12 protein-coding genes are annotated in these 14,096 nt (G+C 73.7%); 7 read left to right on the forward strand and 5 right to left on the reverse strand.

Annotated features, from left to right (window positions below; all coding sequences use genetic code 11):
• Window positions 1-11: 11 nt before the first annotated feature.
• On the reverse strand, window positions 12-1,850 hold the full coding sequence (locus ACF07V_RS11380) for an endonuclease/exonuclease/phosphatase family protein (RefSeq protein ID WP_392153249.1): 1,839 nt from the start codon (window positions 1,848-1,850) through the stop codon (window positions 12-14).
• 218 nt (window positions 1,851-2,068) lie between these two features.
• On the opposite strand from ACF07V_RS11380, the gene ACF07V_RS11385 reads away from it, so the two are divergent.
• The 4 genes from ACF07V_RS11385 (at window position 2,069) to ACF07V_RS11400 (ending at window position 7,032) form a co-directional block, all read left to right on the forward strand.
• Window positions 2,069-3,538 (forward strand): hypothetical protein, encoded by a 1,470-nt coding sequence (locus tag ACF07V_RS11385; RefSeq protein WP_392153251.1) that lies wholly within the window; start codon window positions 2,069-2,071, stop codon window positions 3,536-3,538.
• A gap of 251 nt (window positions 3,539-3,789) precedes the next feature.
• Window positions 3,790-5,214: an alkaline phosphatase PhoX gene (locus ACF07V_RS11390; RefSeq protein ID WP_392153253.1), complete on the forward strand. Its 1,425-nt coding sequence runs from the start codon at window positions 3,790-3,792 to the stop codon at window positions 5,212-5,214.
• 71 nt (window positions 5,215-5,285) lie between these two features.
• A complete protein-coding gene (locus tag ACF07V_RS11395; RefSeq protein WP_392153254.1) occupies window positions 5,286-5,969 on the forward strand; it encodes a GntR family transcriptional regulator in 684 nt (227 codons plus the stop codon).
• 46 nt (window positions 5,970-6,015) lie between these two features.
• Window positions 6,016-7,032 carry a 1-aminocyclopropane-1-carboxylate deaminase gene (locus ACF07V_RS11400; RefSeq protein WP_392153256.1) on the forward strand — a complete coding sequence of 339 codons (1,017 nt, stop codon included), beginning with the start codon at window positions 6,016-6,018 and terminating at the stop codon, window positions 7,030-7,032.
• A gap of 44 nt (window positions 7,033-7,076) precedes the next feature.
• Here ACF07V_RS11400 and ACF07V_RS11405 read toward each other — a convergent pair whose 3' ends face one another.
• Window positions 7,077-8,309 (reverse strand): TerD family protein, encoded by a 1,233-nt coding sequence (locus ACF07V_RS11405; RefSeq protein WP_392153258.1) that lies wholly within the window; start codon window positions 8,307-8,309, stop codon window positions 7,077-7,079.
• Between the two features lie 36 nt (window positions 8,310-8,345).
• Window positions 8,346-8,585 carry a hypothetical protein gene (locus ACF07V_RS11410; protein WP_392153259.1) on the reverse strand — a complete coding sequence of 80 codons (240 nt, stop codon included), beginning with the start codon at window positions 8,583-8,585 and terminating at the stop codon, window positions 8,346-8,348.
• A gap of 55 nt (window positions 8,586-8,640) precedes the next feature.
• Between ACF07V_RS11410 and ACF07V_RS11415 the strand changes: the two genes are divergently transcribed.
• Window positions 8,641-9,645 (forward strand): AraC family transcriptional regulator, encoded by a 1,005-nt coding sequence (locus tag ACF07V_RS11415; RefSeq protein WP_392153260.1) that lies wholly within the window; start codon window positions 8,641-8,643, stop codon window positions 9,643-9,645.
• Window positions 9,646-9,985: 340 nt separating this feature from the next.
• Here ACF07V_RS11415 and ACF07V_RS11420 read toward each other — a convergent pair whose 3' ends face one another.
• Window positions 9,986-10,795 (reverse strand): NAD-dependent epimerase/dehydratase family protein, encoded by an 810-nt coding sequence (locus ACF07V_RS11420; protein WP_392153262.1) that lies wholly within the window; start codon window positions 10,793-10,795, stop codon window positions 9,986-9,988.
• Window positions 10,796-11,008: 213 nt separating this feature from the next.
• Between ACF07V_RS11420 and ACF07V_RS11425 the strand changes: the two genes are divergently transcribed.
• Entirely contained in the window at window positions 11,009-11,941 is a 933-nt protein-coding gene (locus ACF07V_RS11425; protein WP_392153264.1) for a 5-dehydro-4-deoxyglucarate dehydratase, read from the forward strand.
• 152 nt (window positions 11,942-12,093) lie between these two features.
• Entirely contained in the window at window positions 12,094-13,233 is a 1,140-nt protein-coding gene (locus tag ACF07V_RS11430) for a hypothetical protein (RefSeq protein ID WP_392153438.1), read from the forward strand.
• On the opposite strand, the gene ACF07V_RS11435 is transcribed toward ACF07V_RS11430, so the two are convergent.
• Entirely contained in the window at window positions 13,230-13,925 is a 696-nt protein-coding gene (locus tag ACF07V_RS11435) for a GntR family transcriptional regulator (RefSeq protein WP_392153265.1), read from the reverse strand. The two genes, ACF07V_RS11430 and ACF07V_RS11435, sit on opposite strands and share 4 nt — an antisense overlap.
• Window positions 13,926-14,096 lie beyond the last annotated feature (171 nt).

Here is a 14,096-nt window from a genome sequence, read left to right on the forward strand (position 1 = left end):
CGGCCGGGCCGTCAGGGGCGGAAGCGCAGCACCTGAGGGTCGTGGTCGCTGTTCTGGTCGGCGAACTCCGCGTTGATGTGGACGGAGTCGTACTCGAAGTGGTGCACCCCGGGGCTGGTCAGGATCTGGTCGAGGACCTGGCTGTTGCCCTGGTAGACGTACGAGTAGCGCTCGCTCTCCGGCAGCGACAGCATGGCCGGGTGGAGCGCGCCGCCGTCGGTCATCGCCTCCGTGGTGCCGGAGAACTCGAAGTCGTTCATGTCGCCCACGACGAGCACGTCCGCCTGCTTGTCGACGGCCTCGATCTCCTTGACGAAGGCGTTGACGGCCTGCGCCTGGAGCAGTCGCTTGGCGTCGGAGGAACGGTTCGGCGGCTGGTGGTGGGAGACGATCGACTCGTCGCCGCCCTTCGAGGTGAGGTGGTTCGCGACCACGATCACCGTGCGGCCGCGGAAGCGGAACTCGCCGGCGAGCGGCTTGCGGCTGCTCTCCCAGGCGGAGTTCGCCGGGTCGATGCGGCCGGGGGAGAGGGTGAGGTGGGCGTCGCCCTTCGTGCCCGTCACGGCGGTGGCGGTGGTCGCGTCGCCGCCCGCGCGGTCGACGAAGGAGACCCGCTCGGGGTTGAAGAGGAAGACCTGACGGATGTTGCCGCCGGGCTCGCCGCCGTCCTTGCCGTTCTGCGGGTCGATCGAGCGCCACTCGTACGCCGGTCCGCCGGCCGCCACGATCGCGTCCGTGAACTTCTTCACCGTCACGTCGGCGGCGACGGTGCCGTCGTTCTTGGCGCCGTTGTTGTCCTGGATCTCCTCCAGGGCGACGATGTCGGGCGAGGAGAGGTTCTCGACGACCGCCTTCGCGAGCGCGTCGAACTTCTCCTGCGGGTCGGTCGGGTCGAGGTTCTCGACGTTGTACGTCGCCACGGCCAGCTCGTTCTTGTGCTGCTTGTCCGTGGTCTCGCGCTCCAGGCCCTCGTCGACGAGCGTGCCGAGGGTACGGGCGGTCAGGGTGTAGCCGCCGAACTGGTTGAAGTCGAGCGGGCCCTCGGTGGTGCCGGTCAGCCGGTCGCCCACGTTCGCCTTCGGGAAGGGCTGCTGGGCCAGCGGGGTCAGCGACTGGATCTGGAGGCGGCCGGTGTTCTGGGACTCGTACGAGCCGTAGACCGTGCCGCCGCGCTCGTTGTCGTTCTCCCAGGGCTTCACCGTCACCCAGAGCTCCGCGTACGCGTCGGTGGCGCCGACCACCCGCGAGGAGTCGATCCGGACGTTGGTGCCCTCCAGGGACTCGTAGTAGTCCAGGGCGTACGTCTCGGGGTCCAGCGTCAGGCCGTTGATCGAGCCGCCCGCGGCGGGGTCGCCCTCGGGGGTGTACTCGTCGGGGACGGACCAGCCGGAGATCGTCACCGGAGCCGGGACGGGGTTGCCCTTCGACAGGACGGTGACGACGGGCTTGGAGATCTGGGTCAGCGACTGGTTGCCGGAGTTCAGGCCGCCGGGGACGTACTCGGTGACCGTGCCGTTCAGGCTGACCGCGTCGCCGACGGCGACGGTCGGGACGGAGCTGGTGAAGACGAAGATGCCTTCGCTGGTGGCCGCGTTGTCGTCGGCCTCCGGGTCCTGGATCCAGAAACCGCGCGAACCGTAGGTGCGGACGCCGGTGACGATGCCCGTGACGCCGGTGACCTGCTTGCCGACGAGGGGCGAGACGCGCGTCGTGCCCTGGATGTCGTGGATGCGGACGCCGGCGGCGGCGTCCTCCGCGGCGGCGTTCGCCGAACCCGCGAGCAGACCGGAGGCGAGGGCGGCGGCGACGACGGCGGAGACCGCGGCGGATCTCGGTATGGAGGAAGACATCAGAGGCTCCGGGGGGTGCTTGGAGGATCGGCAGATGTATCTACGCGCGTCAATCTCTTGTGAGAGCGGTGGACTTGTCAAGAGTCGACGGGTGTACGAAGGCTGACGGATCCGTGAACCGGCGGACGGGGTCCCGGATACGTCTACCCTGAGGACCGCTCTCCGAGCCCTTCACCTTCACCCGATTCACCCCCGTACGCGTCGAGGAGACCCACCAGATGTCAGAGCACCCCACCCTTCCCCCCGTTCGGCTCCGTGCGGACGCGGAGCTGGCGCGGGACGCCCTGGCCGCCCCCCTCCTCGCCCAGGCCGTACGGCTCGCCCGCTGGGCCGGGCCCGGGACCCGGGTCGACGCGGGCGGCGAACTCGTCGACGAGCAACTCCCCGAGGCCGCCGAGCTCCTGGGGCTCGCCGACGACGAGGACGGCGAGACGTGGGCCGGCGACGCGTGGCGGCTCGCCGTCGACACCGGGCTGGTCGCCGTCGAGGACGGCGAGGCCTCGGCCGGTGCCGGGGACGAGGACCTTCCCGGGCGGGCCGGTCCCGGCGAGAACCTCGCGCTGGTCACGGGCGGTTCGCCGCAGGACGTCCTCGGACTCTGGCTCGACGGCTTCGACGCCGTCTTCGCCGACGCCGTCGCGCCCGTCCTCGACGACCTGGACGCGATCGTCGGCGAGGACGGCGAGATCGACATCGAGGCGCTCGACTGGGACCCCGAGGCGGAGGCCGAGTTCCTGGAGGGCGTCCTCGGCAACCTCTACCTGCTGACCGTCAGCGAGGGCGGCGCCGGCGAGGGCCCCGTGCCGCTGCCCGCGCTCGCCGCGTCGATGGTCGTCCCCGACGACATGGGCGAGCCCACCGACGACGTCCTGGAGCAGGTCTCGGACGCGATGATGCGGCTCGACGAGCAGTTCCGGCTGCTCGAACCGATCGGGCTCGTCGAGTACCAGCCCGTCGACGAGGCCCTGATGGCCGAGGAGGGCGAGGAGCCCGCGCCGCCCGTCGACGACGAGGACGTCAGCCGCTACGGCATGGTCCGGCTCACCCCGCTCGGGCTCTACGGCGTCCGCGCCCGGATGCTGGAGGCCGGGGTGGACGCGCCCGCCGTCGGCGACCTGACGGACAAGGGCGCCGATGCCCTCCTCGACGGAATCGCCGGCTACCCGGCCGCCGCGGCCCGCGAGGAGACCGCCGCGTGGCTGGCCGGCCGCGACGCGCTCGGCGCGGCCCGCGAGCTGCTGTACGCCGCGCGGGGCTCCGACGCGGGCTCCCCGCTCCGCCGCCTCCACTGCCAGCAGACGCTCTCCCTGGTCGGCGCCGAGGCGGAGCCCGCCGTCCGGGAGGTCCTCGACGACGCGGAACTCGGCGGCCTCGCCCGGGTCTGGCTCGCGGAGCGCGGCGCGGCGGACGTGCCCGCGCCGCCGGAGTCGATGATCTTCTGGCTCGCCATCGACACGATCGCGGCCCAGCTCGACTCGGACGGAGACCTGGAGGAACTCCAGGAACTGATCGAGGGCCTGACCGGCCGCCACAGCGGCTTCTTCGAGGCGGCCTGGCGGGTGGAGCACCCGGCGACGGCGGAGGTCCTGGAGGCGATGGGCCGCCTGCACCGCGACAGGACGGCGGCGAAGGAGGCCCGCAAGGCGGCCTTCAAGGCGCGCTCCCGTGCGGGGTCGACGGGGGCCTGACGCGGCCTGTTCCCGCGAGGCGGCACGGCCTGACAGGGGCCCGGGCCGCCTGACGCGGGGCCGGGTGGTCGGGTCGGTCCCGTGCGGCCGGTCCCGTGCGGCCGGTCCGATGCCGTCCGGGGCCGTCCGGGGCCGTCCAGGGCCGTCCGGGCTGGATGCCCGGTGGTGTTCCCGTGGTGTTCAGGCGGAGTTCTCGGCGGCGCGGAAGGCTGGCCCGCGAGAATCGGCCATCACAGGGAGACCCCACCACCATGCCGCTCAACCGCAGAGAGTTCACCAAGCAGTCCGCCGCCGCCGGTGCGGGCCTCGCCCTCACCGGTGCCGTCGGGGCTCTCGCCACCGCTCCCGAGGCGCTCGCCTCCGACGAGCCGGAGGCGTTCGGGGCCGGCCACGGGCACGGACACGAGCTCGGGTACGGGCCGCTCGTCGCCGACCCCGACGGCATGCTCGCCCTGCCCGAGGGGTTCTCGTACCGCGTCGTCACCCACAGCGGCGTGACCCGCCTGGAGTCCGGCGAGTTCACGCCCTCCAACCACGACGGCACCGCCGCCTTCGCCGGCCCGCGCGGCACCACGTACCTGGTCAACAACCACGAGCTCAAGGGCCCCCGCGCCAAGTGGGAGCACCCCGTCCCGCTCGCCGAGGGCCTCGTCTACGACCCGGCCGCGGCCGGCGGCTGCACCGTCGTCGAGGTGCACCGCGACGGCACCGTCGCCGAGTGGGTCGGCATCGCCGGCACCTCCACCAACTGCGCCGGCGGCCGCACCGCCTGGGGCACCTGGCTGACCGGCGAGGAGACCGAGGACCTGGCCGGCAAGAACGGCATGACCAAGGACCACGGCTACATCTTCGAGGTCGACCCGCGCGACGTCCGCGCCAACCTCGACCCGAAGCCGGTCAAGGCCTTCGGCCGGTACGCCCACGAGGCCGTCGTGCTCGACCCCAAGCGCGGCCACGCCTACCTCACCGAGGACGCCTCCGGCCCCAACGGGCTGCTCTTCCGCTGGGTGCCGCCGCAGGACTTCGAGCACGGCCGCGGCAAGCTCCGTACCCTCGCCGACGACGCCGGTGTGCTCCAGGCCTTCAAGTGCATCGACTCCTCGGGCCGCTTCGTGGACGACCTGTCCCGCGCCACCGGGATCGGCACCGTCTACGGCGTCGACTGGGTCGACGTCCCCGACCGTGACGCCCGCACCACCCCCGTCCGCAAGCAGTTCGCCGACGGCCAGGTCACCCGTGCCCGCAAGCTGGAGGGCATGTGGTGGGCCGACGGCGGCGCCTACGTCGTCTCCTCCTACGCGCGCGAGGAGAGCCCCGGCGCCGCGCACGACGGCCAGGTCTGGTTCTACGACCCGAAGCGCCGCACCCTCACCCTCAAGGTGCTCCTCGGGGTGAACACGGCCCCGGACGAGGACGGCGCCTTCGACGGCCCCGACAACATCACCGTCTCCCCGTACGGCGGGCTCGTCATCGCCGAGGACGGCGAGGGCGTCCAGCACCTCTTCGGCGCGACGGACTCCGGCCGCACCTACCCGATCGCCCGCAACGACCTCAACGACAGCGAGTTCACCGGCGTCGTCTTCTCGCCCGACGGCGACACGCTGTTCGCCAACATCCAGACCCCGGGCATCATGGTCGCGATCACCGGCCCCTGGCGCCGCCAGCCCCGCCGCTGAGCCAAGAGGGGCCGGGGAGGCCGAAACTGATCCCTGGTCAGTCCATGGACTGACATCTAACATGTCAGTCCATGGACGCACTGCGGCCCGTGGGCCGGACCCTGCTGCGTGACCGGGCGTACGAGGCGCTGCGCGAGGCCATCGTGCGCGGCGACCTCGCGCCCGGCGCCTCGCTGAAGGACGCCGATCTCGCCGACCGTCTCGGGCTCTCGCGCGCACCCGTGCGCGAGGCCCTGGCCCGGCTCGGCGACGAGGGGCTCGTCGAGTCCAAGCCCCAGAGCTACACCCGGGTCACCCGGCCCGTCAGCCGGGTCGTCCGGGACGCCGCCTCGGTGGTGCGGGTGATGCACGAGCTGGCCGCCAGGACCGGCGTCCCGCTGCTCGGCCCCGAGGGCATCCGGACGATGCGCGAGGCCAACGAGCGCTTCGCCGCGGCCGTCCGCGCCTCCGACGTCGAGGCCGCGCTCCGCGCCGACGACGAGCTCCACCAGGTCCTCGTCGTCGCCAGCGGCAACCACGCCGCCGCCGCCACGATCGCGCGCTACACCCCCCTGATCCGCCGCGTCGAGCGGCGCCTCTTCGGCGACGCCGGGAGCTGCGGATCGGCCGAACTGCACGCCCGGCTCATCGAGGCGTGCGCGGCGGGGGACGCGGAGGCGGCGGTGCGGGTCACCACGGAGATCTGGGCGGCCCTGGAGCAGCTCGCGGACGACGCCATCGAGGTGGCGGAGGTCACCGGCATCCCCGCGCCGTAGCGCGTCCAGAACGTCGATCCCCCGCCGTCACCCACCGGGAGCCGTTTTGCCGATCACCGACTTCGACCGCTACCCGCTCCTCTTCGGACCCTCCCCGGTCCACCCGCTCGAACGGCTCACCCATCACCTCGGCGGCGCCGTCCTCTGGGCCAAGCGCGAGGACTGCAACTCCGGTGTCGCGTACGGGGGGAACAAGACCCGCAAGCTGGAGTACCTGGTCGCCGACGCCCTCGCGCAGGGCTGCGACACCCTCGTCTCCATCGGCGGGGTGCAGTCCAACCACACCCGCCAGGTCGCCGCCGTCGCCGCCCGCGCCGGCCTGAGGTGCGTCCTCGTCCAGGAGAGCTGGGTCGACTGGCCCGACTCCGTCTACGACAAGGTCGGCAACATCCTCATCAGCCGCCTCGCGGGCGCCGATGTGCGCCTGGTGAAGGCCGGGTTCGGCATCGGCTTCAAGGAGAGCTGGGAGCAGGCCCTGCGGGAGGTCGAGGAGGGCGGCGGGAAGCCGTACGCGATCCCGGCGGGCGCCTCCGACCACCGCCTCGGCGGCCTCGGCTTCGCGAACTGGGCGTACGAGGTGTCCGAGCAGGAGCGGGAGCTCGGCGTCTTCTTCGACACCGTCGTCGTCTGCTCGGTGACCGGCTCCACCCAGGCCGGCATGGTCGCGGGCTTCGCCGCGCTCGCCGAGGAGGGCGGCCCGGCCCGCCGGATCATCGGGATCGACGCCTCCGCGAAGCCCGTCCCGACGCACGAGCAGATCACCCGGATCGCCCGGGACACCGCCGCCCTCATCGGCGTCGAGCGCGAGGTGACGGCGGCCGACGTCGAGCTGGACGAGCGCTACCACGCCGGGGTGTACGGGGTCCCGGACGAGACCACCCTCGACGCGATGCGGCTCGCCGCCCGCACCGAGGGCATGGTCACCGACCCCGTCTACGAGGGGAAGTCGATGGCGGGGCTGGTCGATCTGGTGGGCCGGGGAGAGATCGGCCGGGACTCGACCGTGCTCTACGCCCACCTCGGCGGCCAGCCCGCCCTCAACGCCTACAGCGCGCTGTTCTGAGGCCCGGGGGCCTGTCGCCGCGTTCCCGTCGGCGACGGGCCCTGCTACAGCGCCTGGGCGGCCGGCTTCACCATGCCCCGGACGGTCCGCGACTTCACGAACTCGCCCATCGCCGTCATCTCCCACTCGCCGGAGAACTGCTTGATCAGCTTGGCCATCATCACGCCGGTCTGCGGCTCGGCGGTGGTGAGGTCGAAGCGGACCAGCTCCTCGCCGGTCGCCGCGTCGATCAGCCGGCAGTAGGCCTTGGCGACCTCGGTGAACTTCTGGCCGGAGAAGGAGTTGACCGTGAAGACCAGGCCGGTCGCGTCGGCCGGCAGCCGGCCGAGGTCGACGACGATCACCTCGTCGTCGCCCGCGCCCTCGCCGGTGAGGTTGTCACCGGAGTGCTTGATCGAGCCGTTGAGGATGGACAGCTTGCCGAAGTAGCAGCTGTCCAGGTGGTTGCGCTGCGGGCCGTACGCGATGACGGAGGCGTCCAGGTCGATGTCCTTGCCCCGGTAGGCGGGCTCCCAGCCGAGGCCCATCTTGACCTGGGAGAGCAGCGGGCGGCCGCCCTTGACCAGGGACACCGTCTGGTTCTTCTGGAGGCTGACCCGGCCCTTGTCGAGGTTGATCTTGCCCGTGGAGACGGGGGCGGCGGCCGGGGCCGGCGGCACCGGGGCCGCGATGCGCGGGTCCACCGGGGCGACGGGCGGCGCGGGCGGCACCGGCGGGGCGACGGGGGCCGGGGCGACCGGCGCCGGCGCGACGGGGGCGGGGGCGGCGGCGGGCTCGTCGTCCACCGAGACGCCGAAGTCGGTCGCGATGCCGGCGAGGCCGTTCGCGTACCCCTGGCCCACCGCGCGGGCCTTCCACGCGCCGTTGCGCAGATAGATCTCGACGACCACCAGCGCCGTCTCCGTGGCCAGCTGCGGCGGCGTGAACGTGGCGATGACGGTGCCGTCGTCCGCGTTCCGGATGGTGGCCGTGGGCTCGATGCCCTGGAAGGTCTGGCCGGCGGCGTCCGGGCTCGCGGTGACGACGATCCTCTCGATGCCGGCGGGGAGGGCGCCGGTGTCCACCAGGATCGCGTCGGGCGCGGCCCCGCCGCCGGAGCGGTAGGTGACACCGGGCCCGGCCGGCTGGTTGTAGAAGATGAAGTCGTCGTCCGAGCGCACCTTGCCGTTGGCGCCGAGCAGCAGGCCCGAGACGTCGAGCCGCACGGGGGCGGCCACGTCCACCGCCACGCGCGCGGCGGTGAGAGGGATGTTCGAGCCGGGGGTCATAGCGGTCATGCCAGGGCTAACGATCCGGGTCCCTTTGCCGTTCCCTTACCCGCGCCCGGTTCGGCCACCCTGGTTACGCGGGTGGCTCCTGGCCTGCCGTTCGTTGCCGAAGCGGTACGAGCCCGTCCAGCGGGCCATGACCAGCTGGGCGTCGCCCGCCTCCACCTCCGCCAGGAACTTCCCGGCCCGCCCGCCGCGCAGCACGCCCGCGGCGCGGCCCTGGTGGGTGAGGACGACGGAGCCGTCGCGGCGCTGCTCGTAGGCGAATCCATGGGGTCGTGGCATGCCGCGCATCCTGCCGTTCCCGGTCAGATCCGTCATATGAATATTCTTGTGGCCCATGGGGAGTGTGGGGGCCGCGCGTGGCGCGGGTGCTGTGGGCGGGAACTCGTTCCGGACGGACGACGTCGACGAGGCGCGCGAGGAGCTCGACGCGCGCTACTACGCGAACCGCATGGCCGTAGTCGACGGGGAGCGGCGCCCCTTCGCGGCCCGCTTCGACACCGTGACGCTCGGGCCGCTGGTCATCGGCGACCTCAGCTGCGGCGCCGATGTGCGGATGAGCTTCGGCGAGCTCGGGGCGTACCACCTGAACGCGCCGCTGAGCGGGAGGATGGAGATCCGCCAGGGCGGCGGCTCCCCGATCGTCGCGACGGCGAGCGAGGCGCTGCTGCTCGACCCGGCCGGGGACACCTTCCTCGACCGCTGGACCGGGGACTGCCGGAGCCTGTCCGTGAAGGTCGGGGCGGTCGAGCTGCGCGAGCGCCTCGAACAGTTGATGGGCCGGGCGCCGCGCGGCCCGCTCGTCTTCGCACCCCACCTGGACATCACGCGCGGCCCCGGCCTCAGCTGGGTGCGCTTCGCCCGCCAGGTCGCCGCCGAGGCGCTCGCCGGGGAGGGGATCGCCACGCACGAGCTGGTCGCGCGGCCCCTGCAGGAGGCGCTGCTCAACGGGCTGCTCCTGGCCGCCGAGCACCCCTGGCGCGAGGCGCTCGCCCACCCGGGGGAGGCGCTGCGCCCGGCCCCGGTCAAGCGCGCGATGGACGCGGTGCGGGAACGCCCGGAGCACCCGTTCACGACCACCGAACTCGCCGCCCTTGGCCGGGTGAGCGTCCGCCGCCTCCAGGAGTCCTTCCGGGAGTACGTGGGGATGTCGCCGATGGCGTACGTGCGGGAGGTGCGGCTCGACCGGGTCCGCGAGGAGCTGCGGGCGGCCGCGCCGGACGAGGTGAGCGTGAGCGAGGTGGCCTGGCGCTGGGGCTTCGCCCACCAGGGGCGGTTCGCGGCCCGCTACCGGGAGAAGTTCGGCGAGTCCCCGTCCCGGACGCTCAGAGCGGGTGCCTGACCGGGAACGGCAGGCGGCGCCCGACCGGGAACGGCAAGCGGGCGCCCGACCGGGAACGGCAAGTGGGCGCCCGACCGGGAACGGCAAGTGGGCGCCCGACCGGGAACGGGGGCGCGCGCCCCACCGGGAGGGGCGCAGGGGGCGCGTCCGCACCCACTTCTTTGCGCCAACCCATCGCGCAATCCGGACAGGTGCCGCGTTCCCCGGCTCGCGATGATCTTCGGCCGCGCCTACGGTGAGCTGGTCACGTGCGCCGAGGCGCACCGCGACCCGGGCCCCGGCCGGCTCCCCCGTATCAGTCCGGCCGGGTCCTGCGTATCCCCTGCGCGGTGCGGCCCGTTCAGTGCGGCCAGCGGGGCGGGTCCACGCAGAAGTGGCCACCCAGGTAGAGGTCGTCGGCGCTGCCCTCCGCCGGCATGCCCTTCTCGGCGATCAGCTTCTCCGCGTACGCCTCCGAGTCGTCCTGCGGCGCGTAGCCGAGCGCCCGGGCCGTGGAGAGGTCCCACCACGCGCGCGTGTTGGCGGACGAGCCGTACACGACCGTGTGGGCCACGTCCTCGGCGGTGAGCGCGGCGTGCAGGAGGCGGGCGCAGTCGGCGGGGCTGAGCCACATCGAGAGCATCCGTACCGAGGTGGGCTCCGGGAAGCAGGAGCCGATGCGGAGGGAGACCGTCTCGACGCCGTGCAGGTCCCAGTAGAGCTGGGCCAGGTCCTCGCCGAAGCACTTGGAGAGGCCGTACAAGGTGTCGGGCCGGTGCGGGGTGTCGACCGGGATCGGCGGCTCGCCCTCGCGCGGGCGCCGGGTGAAGCCGACCGCGTGGTTGCTGGAGGCGAGGACGACCCGCCGGACGCCCTCCTCGCGGGCGGCCTCGTAGAGGTGGTGCGTGCCGGCGATGTTGGCGGCCATGATCTTCTCGAAGTCGGCCTCCAGGGAGATGCCCGCCAGGTGCACGATCGCGTCGACGCCCCGGACCGCCTCGCGCAGTGCGGCGCGGTCCGCGAGGTCGGCGACGATCGCCTGGGGAGCCCCCTGGACGGGGTTGACGTCCAGGAGGCGGAGCTCGTAGCCGTACGGGGGCAGCAGCTCCCGCATCAGCGTGCCGACGCCCCCGGCGGCGCCGGTGAGCAGGACGGTGCGGGGTGCGGTCATGGAGCGGGTCTCCTCCGTCGAGTGCCATTGACCTGAGTGTCGTTCACAACCGTGGACACGCTAGGGAGCTGTCCGACGGAGCGTCAAGATCCTTGACCGAGGCGCGCAATCGCCTTGACCGGCCGATCGACGCTGCTCTAGCGTGCGTGAGGTCAGCGTTCATGCATATGGATGAAAGTCATAACTGTGCACGACGGACTCCTGGGAGCGCCCGTGACCACTGCCCCGCTCGCCGGCCGCCTCGACGGCCTGCTGTTCTTCCCCGTCACCGCCTTCGCACCCGACGGCTCCGTCGACGTCGACACCTTCCGCGCCCACGTCCGCGCCGGCGTCGACGCGGGCGCCGCGGCCGTCTTCGCCTGCTGCGGCACCGGCGAGTTCCACGCCCTCACTCCCGAGGAGTTCCGGGACTGCGTCGCCGCCGCCGTCGAGGAGACCGCGGGACGCGTCCCCGTCGTCGCCGGCACCGGCTACGGCACCGCCCTCGCCGTCCGGTACGCGCGCCTGGCCGAGCAGGCCGGTGCCGACGGGCTCCTCGCCATGCCCCCGTACCTCGTCGTCGCCGACCAGGCCGGGCTGCTCCGCCACTACACCGAACTCGCCGCCGCCACCTCGCTCGACGTCATCGTCTACCAGCGGGACAACGCGGTCCTCACCCCCGACACCGCCGTCGCCCTCGCCCGCACCGACGGCGTCATCGGCCTCAAGGACGGCCTCGGCGACCTCGGCCTCATGCAGCGGATCGTCAGCGCCGTCCGCGCCGAAGGGCTCGACCTGCTCTACTTCAACGGCCTGCCGACCGCCGAACTCACCGGCGCCGCCTACCGGGGCATCGGCGTCACCCTCTACTCCTCCGCCGTCTTCTGCTTCGCCCCCGACCTCGCCCTCGCCTACCACCGCGCCCTCGCCTCCGGCGACGACGCCACCGTCGACCTGCTCGTCGACGGCTTCTACCGGCCGCTCGTCGAACTCCGCGCCCAGGGCAGGGGATACGCCGTCTCGCTCGTCAAGGCGGCGGTACGGATGGAGGGCCTCGACGTCGGCCCGGTGCGGCCCCCGCTCAGCGAGCCCGCCCCCGAGCACCTCGACGCGCTCGCCCGGCTCGTCGAGCGCGGCCGCGCCCTGGTGAAGGAGCTCGGCGCGTGAGCACGAGCCCCGGGAGCCCCGGGAGCCCCGGGAGCGCAGGGCGCACGGGGGGCGCAGGGAGCAAGAAGAGCGTGAGGCACACAGGGAGCGTGGGGCGCATGGGGAGCGCAGAGAGCGCGGGGCGCGCGGGGCGCACGGGGGGCGCGGGGAACCTGAGGGCCGGGGCCTTCCTCTACCCCTGGGACGTCGACGGCGACCCCGCCGCGCCCGGGCTCCTCGCCGACCTCGGCCTCGCCCGGGTCACCCTCGCCGCCGCCTACCACTCCACCCGGGCGCTGAGCCCCCGTCACCCGGCCCACCGGATCGTCACCGCCGGACACGCCGCCGTGCTCTACCCGCCCGACCCCGGCCGCTGGGCGGGCCGCGCGCTCCGCCCGTACCCGGCGGGGGAGTGGGCCCCCGGCGACGCCTACGGGCGGGCCGCCGAGGCCCTCGCCGCCACCGGCCTCGAGGTGCACAGCTGGGTCGTCCTCGCGCACAACTCCCGCCTCGGCGCGGAACATCCCGAGACATCCGTCGTCAACGCCCACGGCGACCGCTACCCGTGGGCCCCCTGCATCGCCCGCCCCGAGGTCCGCGCCCTGCTCGTCGACCTCGCCGCCGAGGCCGCCGTCCGGCCCGGCGCGGCCGGCACGGAACTGGAGTCCTGCGGCTGGTACGGCCTCGCCCATCTGCACGCCCACGACAAGACCGCCGGCATACCCCTGGGGGAGCGCGAGCAGCTCCTGATGTCGCTCTGCTTCTGCCCCTCCTGCCGCGAGGGGTACGGGGACGAGGGCGCCGACCCCGACGAACTGGCCGCCGCCGTGCGCGCCGCGCTGGAGCCCGTGTGGACCGGCGCGGGACCGGTCGGCGGGCTCGGCGCCCTGGAGGCCCCCGCCCTCGCCTGGCGCGCGCGGACCGCCCGTGCCTTCCAGGAGGACGCCGTCGCCGCCGTGCGCGCCGCCGCTCCGCCCGGCTTCCGCGTCCTGCTGCACGCCGACCCCGACCCGTACCGCTGCGGCGCCGACGCCGGCACGGACCCGGCGCACGTCCTGGGCCTCGCGGACGGTGTCGTCGCCCGCCCGCCGAAGCTGGCCGACTTCGCCGGCCACGCGCGCGCGGGGACCGTCCTCGCCGCCAACCTCCCGATCGTCGCCGGCATGGGCGGCGCCCCCGGTTCGCTGGCCCGGGACGCCGGGCACGCGCGCGAGGCGGGCGCGACCGAGCTCCGCCTCTACCACGCGGGCCTGGCATCGGACGAGGACCTGGCGGCCGTCCGGGTGGCGTTGCGGGAGCTGCGGCTCCCCTAAGGAGCGTCCGGCAGCGCCGCCAGGAGGCGCTGCGTCGAGGCGCGGGTGTCGGCGACGTGGGCGCGGGCCAGGGCCTCCGCGCCGTCCTCGTCGCGGTCGCGGACCGCCTCGTAGAGCCGCTCGTGCGCCCCGCACATCGGCTCGCCGTCCGCCTGGGCCGAGGTGAGCCGGAAGAGCCGGCGCAGCCGGGAGTCGAGCGGGGTCATCAGGTCGACCAGGAGCGGGTTCCCGGAGAGTTCGACGATCCGGCGGTGGAAGTCGGCGTTGAGCGAGACGGCCTCGCGGAGCCGCCCGGACTCCGCCGCCTTCCGCCCCCGGGCCAGCAGCCGCTCCAGGTCCCGCAGCCGCTCGGGGCTCGCGTGCCGGGCGGCGAGCCGCGCGGCCAGGCCCTCCAGGTTCTCCCGCACGTCGAAGAGGTACTCGGCGTCCTCCGGGCCGAACTCCGCCACCACCGATCCCCGGCGCGGCTGCACCGAGAGGAAGCCCTCCGACTCCAAGCGCTGCATGGCCTCGCGCACCGGCACCCGGGAGACCCGCAGCTCGTCGGCGATCTCCCGCTCCACGAGCCGGAGCCCCGCCGGGTAGTCGCCCTCGATGATCCGCTCGCGCAGCTCCACGTACACCCGCTCCCGCAGGGACAGGTGCGTGTCCCCGATGGCGGTGCTGCGGCCGGTGGGGCGGGGGGTGCTCATCGGGCGGGCTCCAGTCGGGAGGGGCGGGGGCGGTGCTGGTTCCCCGATCTTCGCAGACCGGTTCGAGGGTGTCCCGAACTGAGGGGCCTCCAGGCATTGCCTGGTATTCGGTATACCAATTACCTTTGCGCCACACCGCGGTCACCAGGGGGATCCCGACGCGCGCCCCTG

Source organism: Streptomyces sp. NPDC015661 (assembly GCF_043077765.1).
Classification (GTDB): Bacteria; Actinomycetota; Actinomycetes; order Streptomycetales; family Streptomycetaceae; genus Streptomyces.